We start from the raw sequence: 17549 nt of genomic DNA, 5'->3' as shown, positions 1-17549 counted from the left end.
CAACTTCTGCTATAAAATGCCGACTGAGTTAAATGAGGAGCCGCCTTTGCGCCCTGTTCTGATGCTTGCCAAAGCCACCCTGCTGCTGAGTTTGCTGGGCCTCGGCGGCTGTGACCCCCAAGAATATGCCCGTACCCAGCAGGAGCAAATCCAGTCTCGAGGAGCCTTGCGGGTCGGCACCCTCTATCATCCGCTTTATTATTTTCTGCGGGATGATCAGGAAGAAGGACTGGATTATGAACTGGCCCGGCTTTTTGCCGAACATCAGGGCGTGGAGCTGCAGATGGTCCCGGCCTACAGCCTGGACGAGCTCTTCGTGCTGCTCGACTCGGGCAAGGTCGATATGCTCGCCGCCGGCCTGATCAGCACGCCCCTGCGTCGCCAGCAGTATCGTTTTGGCCCCAGTTATTACGAAATCGCCCAGACCCTGGTCTATCGCAAGGGTGATCCCCGCCCGGATGATCCCGAGCAAATACAGGGTGAAGTGAGGGTACTCGCCGGCTCCAGCCAGGCCGAATGGCTGAACAAACTGCAGCAGGAATTGCCCGAGCTGCACTGGGAAACCCGGCGGGATTCGGATGAAGAAGACTTGCTGCGCCAGGTGGCCGAAGGCCAAACGGCTCATACCCTGGTGGCCGACACGTTGCTGGCCCGCACGCAGCGCTATTATCCCAATATCGACGCCGCCTTTACCCTGGGGGAGTCCCAGCCGGTTGCCTGGATGCTGGATCAGCGTGCCGACGACAGCCTGCTCGGCCAGATGCTGGTGTTTTTTGACCAGTTGAATCGCTCCGGCACCCTGGCCCGGTTGAACGAAAAATATTTCGGCCACATACAGAATTTCGATTATGTGGATACCCGCACCTTTCTGCGCCGAACGGAAGATATTCTGCCCCGCTATCAGCCGCTGTTCGAACGTTATGCCGGGGAGCTGGACTGGCGCCTGCTGGCAGCCATCAGTTACCAGGAATCACACTGGGATCCCAAGGCCCGTTCCTATACCGGCGTGCGCGGCATGATGATGCTGACCGAAGACACCGCCAGACAGGTCGGAGTAGAAAACCGACTGGATCCGGAGCAGAGCATTCGCGGCGGCGCCCGCTACCTGACCTCACTGATGGAACGATTGCCGGACGCCATTCCCGAAGATGAACGAGTGTGGTTTGCGCTGGCGGCCTACAATCTGGGGCTGGGGCATATGCTGGATGCGCGTCGTCTGACCCGGATGCGCGATCAGAACCCCAATTCCTGGGCCGAGGTAAAAGAGAGTCTGCCGCTGCTGCACCAGCCCAAGTGGCACAGCAAAACCCGCTACGGCTATGCCCGCGGCCGGGAGGCGCAACAATTTGTCAACAATATCCGTCAGTATTACCAGAGCCTGCTGTGGCTCGACAATCCGACGACGGATCCCGGCCTGACCGCCCAGCGTGAGAGCGCATCGGCAGATCCGGAACTTTAACAGTAATGTCACTTTACCCGGGCAGCGCAACCTGATATCAAATGAAATCATACTGCACTCCAATTGCAGAGCTGCACCGGTTAAAGAGGAATTCATCATGCAAAAACGAAGACGTATCTTGTTGAAACAGCGCAAGACGGCCACCTGGTCGCCCCGCCGTAAGCTCCAGATGCAGGACGCTCGCCGTAAAATATTGAGCCGTAACAGAGCCTATTTTCTGACCCAGTTCAACACCGAGTCGGCGGCCTGAGCCGCCATCACCTTTTATTTACAATCGGTCTTCCCGGCCTGCTGGTTTTCCCCGCGGTAGCACGAGGCGCGATTGTCCGTCACCGCCTCCCACCCCATCGATGTGGTGCGGCGGTCAGCGTACGGTAATAACCCCACACTTGGCACCATGGGTAACCTTGTGCGAGACGCTGCCCATCACCAGTCCGGCCAGATCACCCAGGCCGCGACAACCCAGTACTATCACCTCGACGCCGAGCGTCTCTGCCTGATGGATAATGGCCCGGGCCGGCTCTCCCTGAGCAAGATGGGTCTCTATTTGAGTTGCGCCCAGCGCTCTGGCTTCGGCTTCGGCCTGTTCGATGACTTTTTTGCCGATGGCTTCCAGCTTGTTGCGACTGTCTTCGATGGCGACGGCACCGATGCCCCATATCAGGGTCGATTCCTGTGTCAGCACTTCGGGAACATGCAGAATATGCAGCCTGGCATGATCCTGCCGAGCCAGATGGCAGGCCAGCGTGAGGGCCTTTTTACCGTGTTCCGAGCCGTCCACGGCCACCAACAGCGATTTATACATAATGTTTCCCCTTGTCCATAACGGGCCACTGCGGCCCTGCTATCCATACTAGACCAAGAAAAGAACGTGAAGGATAAGGAGTAAAGGGGGAAGCGTCAGTCCGGTAGCTGCGTGCAGCGCCGGCCTGACACCTCAGGCTTCATGTCTGACTGCTCAGACTTTCTCATGAAAAACGCCGGCTGGGCCGGCGTTTGATTGCTTATTTTTTCTTGATGAAACGCATCATGCGTTTGCGCTTGCGCAGCTGGGTTTCCGTCAGCTTGTTCTTGATCCCGGCGTAGGGGTTATCCCCTTCCTGGAACTCGACCCGGATGGGGGTACCCATCACCTGCAGCGAGCGGCGGAAGTAATTGATCAGGTAACGCTTGTAGGATTCGGGCAAGTCCTTTACCTGGTTGCCGTGCACTATGATGCGTGGCGGGTTGTACCCCCCCGCATGAGCGTACTTGAGCTTGACCCGGCGACCCCGTACCAGCGGCGGCTGATGATCGTCCTGTGCCATCTGCATGATGCGGGTCAGCATGGAGGTGTTCACCCGCTTGGTGGCCGACTCATACGCCTCCACCACCGAGCCGAACAGGTTACCCACGCCGCTGCCGTGCAGCGCCGAGATAAAGTGCAGGCGAGCAAAGTCGATGAAGCCGAGGCGACGGTCCAGCTCGCGCTTGATCTCGTCCTTCACGTCCTGGTTCAGGCCGTCCCACTTGTTGACCGCCAGCACGATACTGCGTCCGGCGTTGAGCACGAAGCCCAGCAGGCTGAGATCCTGATCGGAAATGCCTTCACGGGCATCCAGCACCAGCAATACCACGTTGGCGTCTTCGATCGCCTTCAGGGTCTTGATCACCGAAAACTTTTCGACGGTTTCGTGTACCTTGCCCCGACGACGAACGCCGGCGGTGTCGATCAGGATGAAATCCCGCTCATCCCGCTTCATCGGAATGTAAATGGAATCGCGGGTCGTGCCCGGCATGTCGTACACCACCACCCGGTCTTCACCGAGAATGCGGTTGGTCAGGGTCGACTTGCCCACGTTGGGGCGACCGACGATGGCCAGCTTGATGGGCAGATCCTCGAACGGCACCGCCTCTTCTTCGTCAATCCGGTCCATCGCCTCGATAACACTGTTCAGATCGGACTGGTCAATATCAAGCTGGTCAAAATCGAGTTCATCACCCTCGGTATCATCCGACTCCGGCTCTGCCTCGGCAGCCAGCTCTTCCAGCTGGGGGGCCAGCGCCGTTTCCAGCAGATTCAGCACGCCTCGGCCATGGGCGGCGGCGATCTGATAGATATCACCCAGGCCCAGTTGATAGAACTCGCTGACGGCGGTATCTGCATCGATACCATCGGTCTTGTTGGCTACCAGCAAGGTGTCTTTCTGACAACGACGCAGGTGTGCGGCAATGGCTTCGTCCGCTACCGTCAGGCCGGCACGGGCATCGACCATAAAGAGCACCACATCCGCTTCGTCGATGGCTGCCAGCGACTGCTCGGCCATTTTCAGCTCGATGCCTTCTTCGGTGCCGTCGATACCGCCGGTATCGACCACGATAAATTCCAGCTCGCCAATCTTGGCCTGGCCATACTTCCGATCCCGGGTCAGGCCGGGAAAATCTGCCACCAACGCATCCCGGGTACGGGTCAATCGATTAAACAGGGTGGATTTGCCCACATTGGGGCGGCCCACCAAGGCCACAACAGGCATCATAAACACTTCTCCAAAAAACAATAACGGCTCCTGATCGCCGATCAGGAGCCGGTGGTGTCATGTCCGCCGCGATCAGGGTTGGCCGATGGCCACCAGATCACCGCCGCGGCTTTGCACATAAAGGGTATCGCCGGCTACCACGGGAGCCACATAAAGCCCCTCGCTGTCGATACGCTGCAGCGATTTGAGCACGCCGCTCTGACGATCGAACCAGTACAGGTAACCTTCACCGTCACCAGCCACCAGATAATCACCGAACACCACCGAGGCCGTCAGCTGACGATTTTCCAGCTCGGTATTCGACCACAGCTCCATACCGCTGCGCGCATCCACCGCAAACAGGTGACTGCGGCTGTCGCTGATATAAAGCTGGCGACCATCGGTGCTCAGATCCTGAGAGCCCTGGTACTGGCGCTTCCACAATTCTTGCCCCGAAATCAGCTGATGGGCGGTCAATTGGCCATTATAAGCGATAGTGAACAGAATATCGCCCAGAATCACCGGCCGGGCCGCCACATCCACCATGCGTTCCAGCTCGGTCGCACCACGAGGGCTGGCAATACGGGTATCGCGTACCGGCTGACCGTTGGCCAGCAGGGCAACCCCCAGACGACCATCGGCACGGCCATAGAGTACGGCACCACCGGTGGTGACCGGCGTGGCCATGCTGCGCAGGGTCAGGCTGGGCTGCTCGTTGCGCAATTGCCACTGCTGCTCGCCGCTGGTCGAGTCCAGCGCCACCAGATTGCCGGCGCTGGTATGCACCACCACCTTGCCTTCGTCCACCGCCGGGGCCGCCAGTACCTCACCGGGCACCGACCGGGTCCAGAGCAGCTTGCCATCGGCCTGGGAGACGGCATAGACGATACCGTTCTCGGAGCCGAAGTAGAGGTTGCCATAGGCGGCGGTCAGGCCACCGGAGATACGGGGACTACGCTGGTTGTCATTGATATCCAGCTTGTCCAGACGCAACTGCCACTGCCGCTTGCCGTTGTCACGGGCATAGGCCGCCAGCATGCCGTCCCGGGAAGCGGCGAACACCCGCTCACCGACCACCACAGGGCTCAACTGGGAATAGAAATCACCGACACCGTCACCGACCGAGGCCGACCAGCGTGGTTTGGTATCCAGGGTATTCTTGACGTCCGGCAAGGGGTTTGCCGGTGCAACTTCCGGCTGGCTGGAACAGGCGGTCAGGCCCAGCACCAGCGGTAGCATCAGGATCAGTTGTTTACGCATGCTCATTCTTCGTCACCCAGCTCGGTCGACACCGCCAGATTATCGAGTTTCAGCTGCAGCCCCGGATTATCGGTCAGGCCGCCGGCATCCCGTGCCGCCCGGTAAGCATCACCGGCCGCATCACGCTGCTCCTGGGCCATGAAGAGATCTCCCTGCACTTCGCTGCGCAGGGCGCCAAACGCATCGGCGGTGACATTATCCAGGTAGGACTGGGCCTCTGTCGGCTCATTCTGCGCCAGCAACACCCGGGCCAGACGCAGGCGAATGGTGTCACTCAGCGCCGGATCCTCGGTGCCGGCCAGGGCCAGCTCCAGCTGTTGCCGGGCCAGCGCCAGATCATTGACCTTCACCGCTTCGGCCGCCAGCAGCAGGGCGGCCAGCTCGCCATAATTGTTGCCCTGATTCTGTTCAACGAAGGCACTCGCCTGCTCGAAGGCGGCCTGCCCTTCGGTCGCCAACTGCTCACTGATCTGGGCAAAGGCCTCGGCGCCGGCGGCACGCGTCTCTATCTGATGACTCTGGTAGTAACGCCAGCCGAACAAACCGCCCAGTCCGATCACGGCACCCAGAATGATGGACTTGCCATACTCCTGCCACCACCGTTTCAGGGTTTCCAGTTGTTGCTCTTCGGTACTGTAAATATCCACTTAGATCCCCTTCCCGAGCTGTTCTATCATGTCATTAACCGCCAGGGTCTGTTGCTCCCCCTGGCCACGCAGATACTTGACCGTTACTTCGCCGCGGGCGATTTCATCTTCGCCCAGGATCAGGGCGATGCCCGCCCCGCTCTTGTCGGCCCGTTTCAGCTGCTTCTTGAAGTTACCACCACCACAGTGGCTCATCACCCGCAGACCCGGCAGCTGATCGCGCAACCGCTCGGCCAGGGCAAAACCCGCCGCCTGACTGTTGTCACCCATCATCGCCAGATACACATCGGCCTGTGCCGGCTGTGCTTCAACCTGATTGAGCGTCTCAAGCAGCAATACCAGTCGCTCCATGCCCATGGCAAAACCCACCGCCGGCGTGGCCTGACCACCCAGCTGCTCGACCAGACCATCGTAACGACCGCCGCCACAGACGGTGCCCTGGGCTCCCAGACTCTCGGTGACCCATTCGAATACGGTCAGGTTGTAATAGTCCAGACCACGGACCAGACGAGGGTTGATTTCGAATGCGATTCCGGCTGATGTCAGCAGCGCCTTCAGTCCCTCGAAGTGGGTCCGGGTCTGCTCGCCGAAGTAGTCGGCGAGTACCGGTGCATCCTGCAACAGGGCCTGCACCTCGGGGTTCTTGCTGTCCAGCACCCGCAAGGGGTTGGTGTACAGGCGGCGCTGACTGTCTTCATCCAGCTTGTCTTTGTGCTGCTCGAGATAAGTCACCAGTGCCTGGCGGTATTCGGCCCGCTCTTCGGGCTGACCCAGGCTGTTCAGTTGCAGCACCAGGTGCTCGCTGACACCCAGCGTCTTCCACAACCGGGCGGTGAGCATGATCAGCTCGGCGTCGATATCCGGCCCCTGCAGGCCAAACACTTCCACCCCGAACTGATGAAACTGGCGGTAACGGCCTTTCTGCGGACGCTCGTAACGGAACATGGGACCCATGTACCACATGCGGCGCTCCTGATTGTAGAGCAGGCCGTGCTCGATTCCGGCGCGCACGCAACCGGCGGTGCCTTCGGGTCTCAGGGTCATGCTGTCGCCGTTGCGATCGTCGAAGGTGTACATTTCCTTCTCGACCACGTCGGTAACCTCACCGATGGCCCGCTTGAACAGCCCGGTGACTTCCATGATGGGCATGCGCACTTCGGCGTAACCGTAGGCACGCATGAGGTCACGCAGTACCGCTTCGGCCTGCTGCCAGGCGGGAGTCTGCTCCGGCAGGCAGTCGTTCATTCCACGAATTGCTTGAATCTGTTTGGCCACGAAAATATCTCTATGTTTGACGGCTTAAAGAAAATTGAATGCCAGAGGCGACGCCACAAGGCTCGGCAAGCGGATTCTGCTGCTCACTAAGCCGATCGTGACATGCCAGGGACGGCATGTCCGAGCCCCCAGGGGCCGAGCCAGCTCGCCGTGAGGAGCAGTTTCGGCCTGACCGAACATCCAGTGAATGTTCGCAGCAGGATGAAACTGCGAGAACCATGCCCCTTACGGCGTGTCGGCGTGAGAGCAGCAGTATCCGCTTCTTCACGAGGGTTCAGTCTTTGGGCTGCACCGGTATGCGGGCGGCCGGATCCATCATCGCCACCTTGGCCCGAATGCGGCTTTCCAGCTCGTCCACCAGGCTGGTGTTGTCGAGACGGCCGACCCGCTCCCCTCCGTCGTAGAGGGCGCTCTTGCGCTGGGCGCCGGCCAGACCGAGATCGGAGATCAGGCTTCACCGGGGCCGTTGACCACGCAACCGATAATGGACACATCCATCGGCACCACGATATCTTCCAGCCTGCTTTCCAGCTCGTTGACGGTGCTGATCACATCAAACTCCTGACGAGAACAGGACGGGCAGGCGATAAAGTTGATGCCCCGGGCACGGATACGCAGGGACTTGAGAATATCGAAACCGACCTTGACCTCTTCCACCGGATCGGCAGCCAGCGAAATGCGCAGGGTGTCACCGATGCCTTCGGCCAGCAACATGCCCAGACCGATGGCGGACTTGACCGCGCCACTGCGGAAACCGCCGGCTTCGGTAATGCCAAGGTGCAACGGCTGTTCTATCTGCCGAGCCAGTTCCCGGTAGGCACCAACGGCCAGAAAGACATCCGACGCCTTGACGCTGACCTTGAACTGATCGAAGTTGAGCCGGTCGAGAATATCGACGTGACGCAGGGCGGACTCCACCAGCGCCGCGGGCGTCGGCTCACCGTACTTTTCCTGCAGATCCTTTTCCAGCGAACCACCGTTGACCCCGATACGAATCGGAATGCCCTTGTCCCGGGCGCAATCCACCACGGCACGCACCCGGTCTTCCCGGCCGATGTTACCCGGGTTGATACGCAGACAATCGGCGCCGTATTCGGCCACCTGCAGCGCGATGCGATAATCGAAGTGAATGTCCGCCACCAGCGGCATGCTGGTGCCGGCCCGGATCAGCTTGAAGGCTTCGGCCGCCTCCATGGTCGGCACCGAGACCCGCACTATGTCGGCGCCGGCTTTCTCCACCGCCCGGATCTGGGCCAGCGTCGCCGCCACGTCCGTGGTCAGGGTATTGGTCATGGTCTGTACGCTGATGGGGGCATCACCCCCCACCAGCACGGAGCCAACTCGAATTTGCTTGGATTGGCGACGAACGATGGGGCTGTCATGTAGGGACATCATTTACTCTTGCGTTAATCAGGGTTTCGGTACGGTCAGCCGGGCCACCCGGCCGGCGCTGAAAGAAGACAGGTCCACCGGCTGGTTCATGTAGTCGACACTGGCGGCATGAGGCGCCCCCAGCACCAGACGAAATGGCGGTTCACCTTCGAGACTAAGCGATTGCCTGGCCTTTTGCACTCCTTCGGACAGCACCCGGCCACGACTGTCGGTCACTTTAATCCAGCAATCGTCGCTGAAACTCATGGCCAGCAAACGGGGATTGGCTGCGGGTAATTCCGGTTCCGGCTCGGCAACCACGGCCGGCTCTGCGGCGGCTTCGGCTTCACTGCTGTCAACGCTGTCTTGTGCCAGTGCCGGTGCCGCAGCATCGGGCGTTGTCACGACCGGTTGTTCGGGACTGTCCGGTAACGGGGCTTCGGGAATAATCGGCTGAGGAAGCTCCGGCGATAACGGCTCGGGGGCAACCGGTGCCGGCTCATTCAACTCCGTGATCGGCTCCAGGCTGCGCTCCATGTAGTTGGCGCCGCTGTCCTGCCACCACCAGTAAAACAGTGAGCCGATGAGGCCAAACAGCACCAGCCAGCTGATCCGCTTGAGCCAGTTGTCGTTGGCCTGCTGCCGGGTCTTTCTGGAAAAGCTCTGCATGGGCGCCGCAGCCTTGATCTGCTCGACGCCACTCATGCCATCGAAGGCGGCTACCGCGTCCTGTTCCTTGACCCCCACTACCTTGGCATAGGCTTTCACGTAGCCACGAAGAAAGGTAACGGCGACCCCGGCCTTGTATTGATCGCTGTCGATGGCTTCGATCACCGCCAACCGCAGATTCAACCGTCGGGCCACTTCGGCCTGGGTCCAGCCTTTGGCTTCGCGGGCATCACGCAACAGGGCCCCTGGGCCGGCCGTTACCACTGGTTTTTCAGCCTGAGGCTGCGGGTCTGCTTCATTAATAGTCATTTGATAAGAATCGCCTGGCCTGCTCTGAATCCGGAAATAATCGTACCAGCTCGGCACCGGCCAGTTGGGCCTGCGCCACACTCCCCTGTGCCTCTGCGGTACGTACTGTTAACCATAAACTTTGTGGACTGGGCTGATGGTCGTCCCGATAACGGGCTAGATATTCGCTCGCACCACCATCATCCCCTTGTTCTACCAGCAACTCGGCACTGCCAAGCAGCGCCTTCGGTCTGGCCGGACTGAACTCCAGTGCCCGCCGGAAATACTCGAGCGCGGCCTGGGGTTTGTCATGTTGAAGGGCACAGAAAGCGGCATTTTCATAGCTGTCTGCCACCTGTACGTAGCCAGGTGACACCACGGCCCTCCTGAACATGACATCCGCTTCATCGAAACGTTCCCGGCCACAGAGAAAAACACCGTAATTATTGAGTCCGTCGCCGTGTTGCGGGTTCAGCTTCAGCACCTGACGATAGCTTTTTTCGGCCTGCTCGAGATCGGACACCGACTGATAAAAATAGGCTCGAGCAAGGTGAACATCGGCATTGCGGGGATCCTGCGCCACGGCCCGGTCAAGATTGTACTTGGCCTGCCCCGCATTTCCCCGCCGCAAATACTCCAAACCAAGATTCATGCGAGTCAATGCCGCGTCCTCCGGCTTGAACATCACATCCCGGGACTGATGACCATCGGTCAGATAGGTGGTTTCGTGCACACAACCACCCAGCATGGTCCCCATCAGTAACATCGGCAGTAAAGTAACCGTTCGCATTCCCTTTCACACCAATGATTTTTATCCTTAAACCATTGTGACGGATATACTTTGTTCCTGCATCCGTTTTTTCATGGTGCGCTTGGTCCGGTCGATCACATCCCCCACCAGCTGGCCACAGGCCGCATCGATGTCATCGCCCCGGGTCTTGCGGATGGTGACGGTATTGCCGTATTGCATCAACACCTTGTTGAAGCGATCGATGCGGCTGTTGCTCGGCTTGCCGTAATCGTTGCCCGGGAAGGGATTGAACGGGATCAGGTTGATCTTGCAGGGCAGATCCTTCAGCAACTCGGCCAGCTCATGGGCATGCTGCATGTCGTCGTTGACGTGATCGAGCAGCACATACTCGATGGTGACCTTGCCGTGATTGGCATTGGATTTGGAAATGTAACGACGCACGCTGTCGAGCAGAGTAGCAATATTGTACTTGTCGTTGATCGGCATGATCTCGGAGCGCAGCTTGTCGTTGGGCGCATGCAGAGAAACCGCCAGCGCCACATCAATCATGTCGCCCATCTTGTCCAGTGCCGGCACCACCCCGGAGGTAGACAGGGTCACCCGGCGTTTGGACAGGCCAAAGCCATAGTCTTCCAGCATCAGGCGCATCGCCGGTACCACATTGTTGAGGTTGAGCAGCGGTTCACCCATGCCCATCATCACCACATTGGTGATCGGCTTGCGTCCGCTATCCCGCACAAAACCCACCCGGCTGGCGGCACGCCACACCTGGCCGATGATTTCGGAAACCTTGAGGTTACGGTTGAAGCCCTGCTGGGCGGTGGAGCAGAACTTGCAGTCCAGTGCACAACCGACCTGGGAAGACACACACAGGGTGGCTCTGTCACCATCGGGAATATAGACGGTTTCCACTTCCTGGCCACCGACCTGCATGGCCCACTTGATGGTGCCGTCGGCAGATTTTTTCTCGACGCTGATTTCCGGCGCGCGGATTTCGGCCTGCTGCTGCAATTTGCCGCGCAGTACCTTGTTGATGTTGGTCATCTGCTCGAAGTCGTCACAACCGAAGTGATAGATCCATTTCATCACCTGATCGGCACGGAACGGCTTCTCGCCCAGTTCATTAAAGAACGCACGCATGCCGTCACGATCCAGATCCAGCAGGTTTACTTTTGTTTCACTCATCGGTTGCCTCTCGCTTTCTGACCAGAGCCCACAGGGCGCGAAATTGTACAGAGTTTAGCATCTGGTTGCCAGTGGTGGTGGCATCGGCGATGGCACTCGCCGGCCGATAATAACGAAAAAAACGCCTCCCCCGGTACGCCACGCACCCATCTCCGGGGGCTCGGAAATCCCGCCCCTGACATGCTCGGAGCAGACAGAGACGGGAAGACGAGTCGACGTAGTCCCGCCCGGGAGATCACGGACATAAAAAAAGGAGCCGAAGCTCCTTTTTCGCCATACGTTATCCCTTAGCGGGTACGCGGGCACACTTCTTCGTCGCTGAAGAAGTAAGCGATTTCGCGCGCGGCAGAAGCGGCGGCATCGGAACCGTGTACGGCGTTTTCATCGATGCTGTCGGCGTAGTCGGCACGCAGGGTACCAGCCAGCGCGTCGGCCGGGTTGGTGGCGCCCATGATTTCGCGGTGACGCAGTACGGCGTTTTCGCCTTCCAGTACCTGAACCATTACCGGGCCGGAAGTCATGAAGTCAACCAGCGCCTTGAAGAAAGGACGCTCGCTGTGCTCGGCGTAGAAACCTTCAGCCTGTTCCTGGCTCAGGTGTACCATTTTGGCGGCAACGATTTTCAGGCCGGCAGTTTCAAAACGGTGATAAATGGCACCGATCAGGTTCTTGGCGACGGCATCAGGCTTGATGATGGAAAAAGTACGTTCGATAGCCATGTTTGTTCCTTAAATAATCAGTCGGACGGAATAAAGCGCGCCGAATTATACGTAAAGCCGGCCCAAGTTAACACCATTGCCGGGTAATTTAATTGCACCCTAAATTGGCAGCACAAACAGACGACGCTGATGTCTCAGCGAGGGCAAAGGGATCTGCTCAGCCGACCATCCGCGCCACGGATGGCGCGGCTGAGCCCCCAGGGGTTTACGGCGAGTCGGCGGAGCTGGCCCTTTGCCCGACGGTCTCACCATTGCCCCAAAGTACTCGTTTGTGGCTGTTGGTGCTTAGTCGGTACCTTCACACACCCGGGCCAGCATGGCGGCGATGGTGCGCACGCCATGGCCCTTGCCGCCGGCCGCCCACAGATCGTTGGCCGACTTCTGATAAGAACCGGACAAGTCCATGTGCACCCACTGGCGGCCGCTTTCCGGCACGAAACGAGACAGGAAGGCCGCTGCGGTAGAGGCGCCGGCCATGCCCTCGCCACCGTGAATATTGGCCATATCGGCAAACGACGAGGTCAGCTGGCCGACATGGAACGGCTCCAGCGGCAGGTGCCAGGCTTTTTCAAACTCGGCTCTGGCCGCCTGTACCGTGCTCTGGGCCAGGGTCTCGTTCATGCTGAATACCGCGTTGTAATCCCGGCCCAGCGCCATCTTGGCGGCACCGGTCAGGGTCGCCGCATCCAGGATAAAGGGCGCACCGGTGGCGCTGGCCGCCAGCAGGCCATCGGCCAGTACCAGCCGGCCTTCCGCATCGGTGTTGAGGATCTCGACGGTAATGCCGTTCTTGTAGGTAAGAATATCACCCAGCTTGTAGGCATGACCCGAGACCAGGTTTTCGGCGCAGCACAGGAACAGCTTGACCCGTTGCTGCAGACCGCGCTGGATAGCCAGCGCCAGGCGCCGGTGACGGTGGCCGCACCGCCCATGTCGGACTTCATCACCGACATGCCGTCGGACGACTTGATACTGTAACCGCCGGAGTCGAAGGTAATGCCCTTGCCCACCAGTGCCGCGGCGACCGGCGCATCGGCCTGGCCACCCGGATTGAAGTCCAGCTCCAGCATGGTGGGAGGGCGTTCGCTGCCCCGGCCGACCTCATAGAGACCGACATAACCCAGATCCCTGAGCTGTTCGCCACTGTAGGTACGATAGGTCACCGCCTGGGGGGCCAGCGACTGAATGAACTTGCCCGCCTCGGCGGCCAGAAAAGCCGGGTAAACCTCTTCCGGGGTACCGTTGATCATCTCCCGCACCCAGAGGGCGGCCTTGTTGCGGGCTTGCAGTTCGGCCAGCTCTTCCGCCGCCGTCTCACCCCACTCCAGCTGCTGACCGCCTCGGGCATTGTAGAAGCCCTGGGCGAAGGCCCAGCGGGTTTCCAACTGCCAGCCATCGCCACTCAGCCGCACCGCCTTGATGCCCATGGCATCGAGCTTGCGCCCGGCCTGCTGCGCCTTGCGCTCCTGCTCGGCGGCGCTGGGCACATGCACCCGGGCTTCATCATCCTTAAAACTCAACAGCGCCTTGTCGCCCCATTGCGCGGGAGCGGCTTCGGCACTAAGTACGACATTCATCATTGCAGGCATGATCATTCCTTGTTCTGTTGGCAGAAAAACGGAAAAAGCCACAGAAGAACTGTGGCTTGAAAACAGCGGTAAGCGGTGAGTTAAAAACAGTAAGGGTAAAGGGTGGGGCGTCAGGGAAGAATCACCTCACGCCTTACGACTCACTCCTCACGGTTGCTGCTTGCCGCTTTATTCGTATTCATCCATCCAGACCATGATGATGGCCTCGAGGATGCGTTCGCTGGAATGGGCGGGATCGTCGTCAAAGTCTTCCAGCTCGCAAATCCACTGATGCAAATCGGTAAAGCGCACCGTTTTGGGATCCGTTTCCGGATAGGCATCCAGCAACTCCAGTGCGATTTCACGACTGTCGGTCCACTTAAGACTCATACACCCTCCCCGATCAATGACCTTCGGACACCATGTTCACGGTATATTTGGGGATCTCGACCACCAGATCCTCGTCGCTTACCCGGGCCTGACACCCCAGACGCGATTCGGGCTCCAGCCCCCAGGCCTTGTCCAGCATATCATCTTCCAGCTCGCAGCTTTCTTCCAGCGAGTCGAACCCTTCCCGCACTATGACATGACAGGTAGTACAGGCACAGGATTTTTCACAGGCGTGCTCAATGTCGATACCATTGCGCAGGGCCACGTCCAGTACGGTTTCGCCCAGCTTGGCTTCGAGCGCAGCCCCTTCGGGGCACAGCTCGGCATGGGGCAGAAAAACAATCTTCGGCATCGTTACACCTTATCAACTCGTTGACCGGCCAGGGCACGGCGAATGGAGGCGTCCATCCGGCGGGCGGCAAAATCGGCCGTTTGTTTGTCGGTTTGCTCTATCGCCACCTTGATGGCATCCAGATCCTGCCCTTCGGCGCTGCGCTGCAGTGACTCGACAGCCGCGAGGATGTCGGCACGCTCCTGCTCGTTGAGCAGTTCATCGCCGTCGGCGGCCAGGGCGCTGACGATATTTTCAATCACCCGCGCCGCTTCCACTTTTTGCTCGGCCAGCATACGGGCGTCGATGTCTTCCTTCGCATGTTCGAACGACGCCTTGAGCATGGTGGCGATATCATCTTCCTTCAGCCCGTAAGAGGGTTTGACCTCGATGGCGGCCTGTGCCCCGGAGGACTTCTCCGTGGCGCTGACCGACAGCAGGCCGTCCGCATCCACCTGGAAGGTGACCCGGATATGGGCGGCACCGGCGGCCATGGGCGGAATATCGGTCAGGTTGAAGCGGGCCAGGGAACGGCAATCGGCCACCAGCTCGCGTTCGCCCTGCAACACATGGATGGCCATGGCGGTCTGACCGTCCTTGAAGGTGGTGAATTCCTGCGCCCGGGCCACCGGTATGGTGGTGTTGCGCGGAATGATCTTCTCCACCAGGCCGCCCATGGTTTCCAGCCCCAGCGACAGCGGGATCACATCCAGCAGCAGCATGTCGCTGTCCGGCTTGTTGCCGATCAGCACATCGGCCTGAATGGCGGCGCCGATGGCGACGACCTTGTCCGGATCCAGACTGGTCAGGGGTTCGCGCGCAAAGAAGTCCCCGACCCGCTCACGTACCAGCGGCACCCGGGTCGAGCCGCCGACCATTACCACTTGCTGTACTTCGTCAACCTTAACACCGGCATCTTTCAGTGCCCGGCGGCAGGCCATCAGGGTCTTGTTGACCCAGGGCAGGATAAGCGCATCGAAGTCGGTCCGGCTCAGGGTACCCTGCCAGCCTTCCCAGCTCACCGATACGGTGTCGCTGTCGGTCAGGGCCTGCTTGGCGGCACAGGCGGCGTCCAGCAGGTTACGCTGCTGAGTCGGACTCAGCTCGCCGATGTTGGCCTGCTGCTGGATCCAGTCGGCCAGCGCATGATCGAAGTCGTCACCACCCAGCGCGGAATCGCCGCCGGTGGCCAGCACCTCGAACACACCCTTGTGCAGACGCAGAATGGAGATATCGAAAGTACCACCGCCCAGATCGTAAACCGCAATCACCCCTTCCTGACCGGAGTCCAGGCCATAGGCGATGGCGGCGGCGGTAGGCTCGTTGAGCAACCGCAGCACTTCAAGACCGGCCAGACGGGCCGCATCCTTGGTGCCCTGGCGCTGGGCATCGTCGAAATAGGCCGGCACGGTAATAACGGCGCCCTGAATTGGGTTACCCAGGCTGTGCTCGGCTCTTTGTGCCAGGGTTTTCAAGATTTCGGCCGACACCTGTACCGGATTGACCGCGCCCTGGGGGGTGTCCAGTTCGATCACGCCGTTTCCGGTTTCGCGGAAGACATAGGGCAGCCGCTGACGAGGAATATCCGCCAGCGCCTTGCCCATCAGCCGTTTCACCGAGACGATGGTGTTTTGCGGATCCAGTTCGGCCTCGTGCTTGGCGTCATGGCCAATCCGCAGACCGTCCCGGGTATAGTGCACCACCGACGGCAGCAGCTCGCGCCCCTGGTCATCGGGCAGGGTGTCGGGCAGGCCGCTGCGTACCACCGCCACCAGCGAATTGGTGGTACCGAGATCGATACCCACTGCCCACTTGTGTTCATGAGGAGCCGCGCTCTGGCCCGGCTCGGAAATTTGTAGTAATGCCATGAGGTTCAGAATTCCTGCTGCGCATCTTCCAAACGTTCGAGTTCGGCATGCAGCTTGGTCATGAATTTAAGTTTGCGCACCGTATCGGCGGCATCCAGCCACTGGGAAGAACCGAGCTGTTGTTCCAGCTCGGCATAGAAGTCGGCAGAGGCCTGTTGCAGCTCCCGGTCAAACGCCATGATGGCACCAAACACATCCTGAACGGCGGGAATCTCTTCCAGCTGCTCGCGCCACTCCATCTGTTGCATCAGAAACAGCGGATCTTTCAGGGTTTGTTGTTCGGCACGGATGTCGATTCCCTGCAAGGACAGCAGGTATTCGGCACGGTTCAGGGGATGCTTGAGGGTAGTGAACGCATCATTGATCTGGGCGGCACGTTGTACCGCCTGAAGGCGCTCCCGCTCGGGGCGGGAGGCAAACTTGTCGGGATGGAACTGCATCTGCAGCTGACGGTAGGTGTCGGCCAGTGTCTGGCTGTCGAGGCCAAACTCGACCGGTAAGCCAAACAGCTCGAAGTAGTTCATGCCGGGGTCCTTAAACGTTAAAGCTTTCGCCGCAACCACATTCCCCGTTGATATTGGGGTTGTTGAATTTAAAGCCCTCGTTCAGGCCTTCCTTCGCGAAGTCGAGCTCGGTCCCGTCCAGATACACCAGGCTCTTGCTGTCGACGATCACCTTGACCTCGCCATGCTCGAACACCTGGTCGCCTTCGGACAGTTCGTCGACGAATTCCAGCACATAGGCCAGACCGGAGCAGCCGGAGGTTTTCACTCCCAGCCGCAATCCCAGGCCCTTGCCCCTGTTGTTCAGGAAGGTCTGCACCCGCTGTGCAGCCGCATCGGTAATGGTGATCGCCATGGTGTCTCCGTCTTACGCCAGGTTTTTCTTCTTCTTGTAATCGTCAATCGCTGCCTTGATGGCATCTTCTGCCAGAATGGAGCAGTGGATTTTCACCGGCGGCAGGGCCAGCTCTTCCGCGATCTGGGTGTTCTTGATGCTGGCCGCTTCGTCCAGATTCTTGCCTTTCACCCACTCGGTGATCAGCGAACTGGAGGCGATGGCGGAACCACAGCCGTAGGTCTTGAACTTGGCATCTTCGATGATGCCTTCGTCGCTGATCTTCAGCTGCAGCTTCATCACGTCGCCACAGGCCGGCGCACCGACCATGCCGGTCGCTACATTGGGATCGTTCTTGTCGAAACCACCGACGTTACGGGGGTTTTCATAGTGATCTATTACTTTTTCGCTGTAAGCCATGATTTAACTCCTCACC

At 59.5% G+C, this 17549-nt stretch carries 17 protein-coding genes and 2 pseudogenes; 2 read left to right on the top strand and 17 right to left on the bottom strand.

Annotated features, from left to right (window positions below; all coding sequences use genetic code 11):
* The first annotated feature begins 46 nt into the window (after positions 1-46).
* Positions 47-1459 carry a membrane-bound lytic murein transglycosylase MltF gene (gene mltF, locus BFR47_RS00405; protein WP_245748720.1) on the top strand — a complete coding sequence of 471 codons (1413 nt, stop codon included), beginning with the start codon at positions 47-49 and terminating at the stop codon, positions 1457-1459.
* A gap of 97 nt (positions 1460-1556) precedes the next feature.
* Positions 1557-1709: a hypothetical protein gene (locus BFR47_RS17895; RefSeq protein WP_175514037.1), complete on the top strand. Its 153-nt coding sequence runs from the start codon at positions 1557-1559 to the stop codon at positions 1707-1709.
* A 114-nt stretch (positions 1710-1823) separates the two neighbouring features.
* Here BFR47_RS17895 and BFR47_RS00400 read toward each other — a convergent pair whose 3' ends face one another.
* The 17 genes and pseudogenes from BFR47_RS00400 to iscU all read right to left on the bottom strand — a co-directional run bounded on the left by BFR47_RS00400 (position 1824) and on the right by iscU (position 17533).
* Positions 1824-2264, bottom strand: coding sequence for a universal stress protein (locus tag BFR47_RS00400; RefSeq protein WP_071471234.1), 441 nt, complete (start codon positions 2262-2264; stop codon positions 1824-1826).
* Between the two features lie 199 nt (positions 2265-2463).
* Complete coding sequence (gene der / locus BFR47_RS00395) at positions 2464-3975, bottom strand: ribosome biogenesis GTPase Der (RefSeq protein ID WP_071471251.1); 1512 nt, start codon at positions 3973-3975, stop codon at positions 2464-2466.
* A 72-nt stretch (positions 3976-4047) separates the two neighbouring features.
* Positions 4048-5214: an outer membrane protein assembly factor BamB gene (bamB, locus tag BFR47_RS00390; protein ID WP_245748719.1), complete on the bottom strand. Its 1167-nt coding sequence runs from the start codon at positions 5212-5214 to the stop codon at positions 4048-4050.
* 2 nt (positions 5215-5216) lie between these two features.
* Positions 5217-5861 (bottom strand): YfgM family protein, encoded by a 645-nt coding sequence (locus BFR47_RS00385; protein ID WP_071471232.1) that lies wholly within the window; start codon positions 5859-5861, stop codon positions 5217-5219.
* Positions 5862-7136 (bottom strand): histidine--tRNA ligase, encoded by a 1275-nt coding sequence (gene hisS, locus BFR47_RS00380; RefSeq protein ID WP_071471231.1) that lies wholly within the window; start codon positions 7134-7136, stop codon positions 5862-5864.
* A 274-nt stretch (positions 7137-7410) separates the two neighbouring features.
* Positions 7411-8528 (bottom strand): annotated as a pseudogene (ispG, locus tag BFR47_RS00375) (flavodoxin-dependent (E)-4-hydroxy-3-methylbut-2-enyl-diphosphate synthase).
* An 18-nt stretch (positions 8529-8546) separates the two neighbouring features.
* Positions 8547-9413, bottom strand: coding sequence for a RodZ domain-containing protein (locus BFR47_RS00370; RefSeq protein WP_245748718.1), 867 nt, complete (start codon positions 9411-9413; stop codon positions 8547-8549).
* A 61-nt stretch (positions 9414-9474) separates the two neighbouring features.
* The gene (gene pilW / locus BFR47_RS00365) at positions 9475-10254 is read right to left on the bottom strand and encodes a type IV pilus biogenesis/stability protein PilW (protein WP_071471229.1); all 780 of its coding nucleotides are present in this window, start codon (positions 10252-10254) and stop codon (positions 9475-9477) included.
* Positions 10255-10281: 27 nt separating this feature from the next.
* Positions 10282-11400, bottom strand: a complete 1119-nt coding sequence (gene rlmN / locus BFR47_RS00360) for a dual-specificity RNA methyltransferase RlmN (protein ID WP_071471228.1) — start codon at positions 11398-11400, stop codon at positions 10282-10284.
* A 287-nt stretch (positions 11401-11687) separates the two neighbouring features.
* Complete coding sequence (gene ndk / locus BFR47_RS00355) at positions 11688-12119, bottom strand: nucleoside-diphosphate kinase (RefSeq protein WP_071471227.1); 432 nt, start codon at positions 12117-12119, stop codon at positions 11688-11690.
* Between the two features lie 285 nt (positions 12120-12404).
* Positions 12405-13708, bottom strand: a pseudogene (gene pepB / locus BFR47_RS00350) (aminopeptidase PepB).
* Between the two features lie 168 nt (positions 13709-13876).
* A complete protein-coding gene (gene iscX / locus BFR47_RS00345; protein WP_071471226.1) occupies positions 13877-14077 on the bottom strand; it encodes a Fe-S cluster assembly protein IscX in 201 nt (66 codons plus the stop codon).
* 13 nt (positions 14078-14090) lie between these two features.
* Complete coding sequence (gene fdx, locus BFR47_RS00340; RefSeq protein WP_071471225.1) at positions 14091-14429, bottom strand: ISC system 2Fe-2S type ferredoxin; 339 nt, start codon at positions 14427-14429, stop codon at positions 14091-14093.
* A gap of 2 nt (positions 14430-14431) precedes the next feature.
* Positions 14432-16276, bottom strand: coding sequence for a Fe-S protein assembly chaperone HscA (gene hscA / locus BFR47_RS00335; RefSeq protein ID WP_071471224.1), 1845 nt, complete (start codon positions 16274-16276; stop codon positions 14432-14434).
* Between the two features lie 5 nt (positions 16277-16281).
* Positions 16282-16800 carry a co-chaperone HscB gene (gene hscB / locus BFR47_RS00330; protein WP_071471223.1) on the bottom strand — a complete coding sequence of 173 codons (519 nt, stop codon included), beginning with the start codon at positions 16798-16800 and terminating at the stop codon, positions 16282-16284.
* 10 nt (positions 16801-16810) lie between these two features.
* Complete coding sequence (gene iscA / locus BFR47_RS00325; protein WP_071471222.1) at positions 16811-17134, bottom strand: iron-sulfur cluster assembly protein IscA; 324 nt, start codon at positions 17132-17134, stop codon at positions 16811-16813.
* A 12-nt stretch (positions 17135-17146) separates the two neighbouring features.
* Entirely contained in the window at positions 17147-17533 is a 387-nt protein-coding gene (gene iscU / locus BFR47_RS00320; RefSeq protein WP_071471221.1) for a Fe-S cluster assembly scaffold IscU, read from the bottom strand.
* Positions 17534-17549 lie beyond the last annotated feature (16 nt).

It is taken from the genome of Oceanisphaera psychrotolerans (genome assembly GCF_001870485.1).
Classification (GTDB): domain Bacteria; phylum Pseudomonadota; class Gammaproteobacteria; order Enterobacterales; family Aeromonadaceae; genus Oceanimonas; species Oceanimonas psychrotolerans.
Note: the sequence above shows the minus strand (reverse complement) of the source record. Positions and strands in the feature narration are given on the sequence as shown.

Excerpts from the sequence above, each read along its gene's own strand:
- BFR47_RS00400 (WP_071471234.1), bottom strand. The coding sequence starts at position 2,264 with ATGTATAAATCGCTGTTGGTGGCCGTGGACGGCTCGGAACACGGTAAA.
- hscA (WP_071471224.1), bottom strand. The coding sequence starts at position 16,276 with ATGGCATTACTACAAATTTCCGAGCCGGGCCAGAGCGCGGCTCCTCAT.
- fdx (WP_071471225.1), bottom strand. The coding sequence starts at position 14,429 with ATGCCGAAGATTGTTTTTCTGCCCCATGCCGAGCTGTGCCCCGAAGGG.
- iscU (WP_071471221.1), bottom strand. The coding sequence starts at position 17,533 with ATGGCTTACAGCGAAAAAGTAATAGATCACTATGAAAACCCCCGTAAC.
- iscA (WP_071471222.1), bottom strand. The coding sequence starts at position 17,134 with ATGGCGATCACCATTACCGATGCGGCTGCACAGCGGGTGCAGACCTTC.
- iscX (WP_071471226.1), bottom strand. The coding sequence starts at position 14,077 with ATGAGTCTTAAGTGGACCGACAGTCGTGAAATCGCACTGGAGTTGCTG.
- bamB (WP_245748719.1), bottom strand. The coding sequence starts at position 5,214 with ATGCGTAAACAACTGATCCTGATGCTACCGCTGGTGCTGGGCCTGACC.
- rlmN (WP_071471228.1), bottom strand. The coding sequence starts at position 11,400 with ATGAGTGAAACAAAAGTAAACCTGCTGGATCTGGATCGTGACGGCATG.
- pilW (WP_071471229.1), bottom strand. The coding sequence starts at position 10,254 with ATGCGAACGGTTACTTTACTGCCGATGTTACTGATGGGGACCATGCTG.
- BFR47_RS17895 (WP_175514037.1), top strand. The coding sequence starts at position 1,557 with ATGCAAAAACGAAGACGTATCTTGTTGAAACAGCGCAAGACGGCCACC.
- ndk (WP_071471227.1), bottom strand. The coding sequence starts at position 12,119 with ATGGCTATCGAACGTACTTTTTCCATCATCAAGCCTGATGCCGTCGCC.
- der (WP_071471251.1), bottom strand. The coding sequence starts at position 3,975 with ATGATGCCTGTTGTGGCCTTGGTGGGCCGCCCCAATGTGGGCAAATCC.
- hscB (WP_071471223.1), bottom strand. The coding sequence starts at position 16,800 with ATGAACTACTTCGAGCTGTTTGGCTTACCGGTCGAGTTTGGCCTCGAC.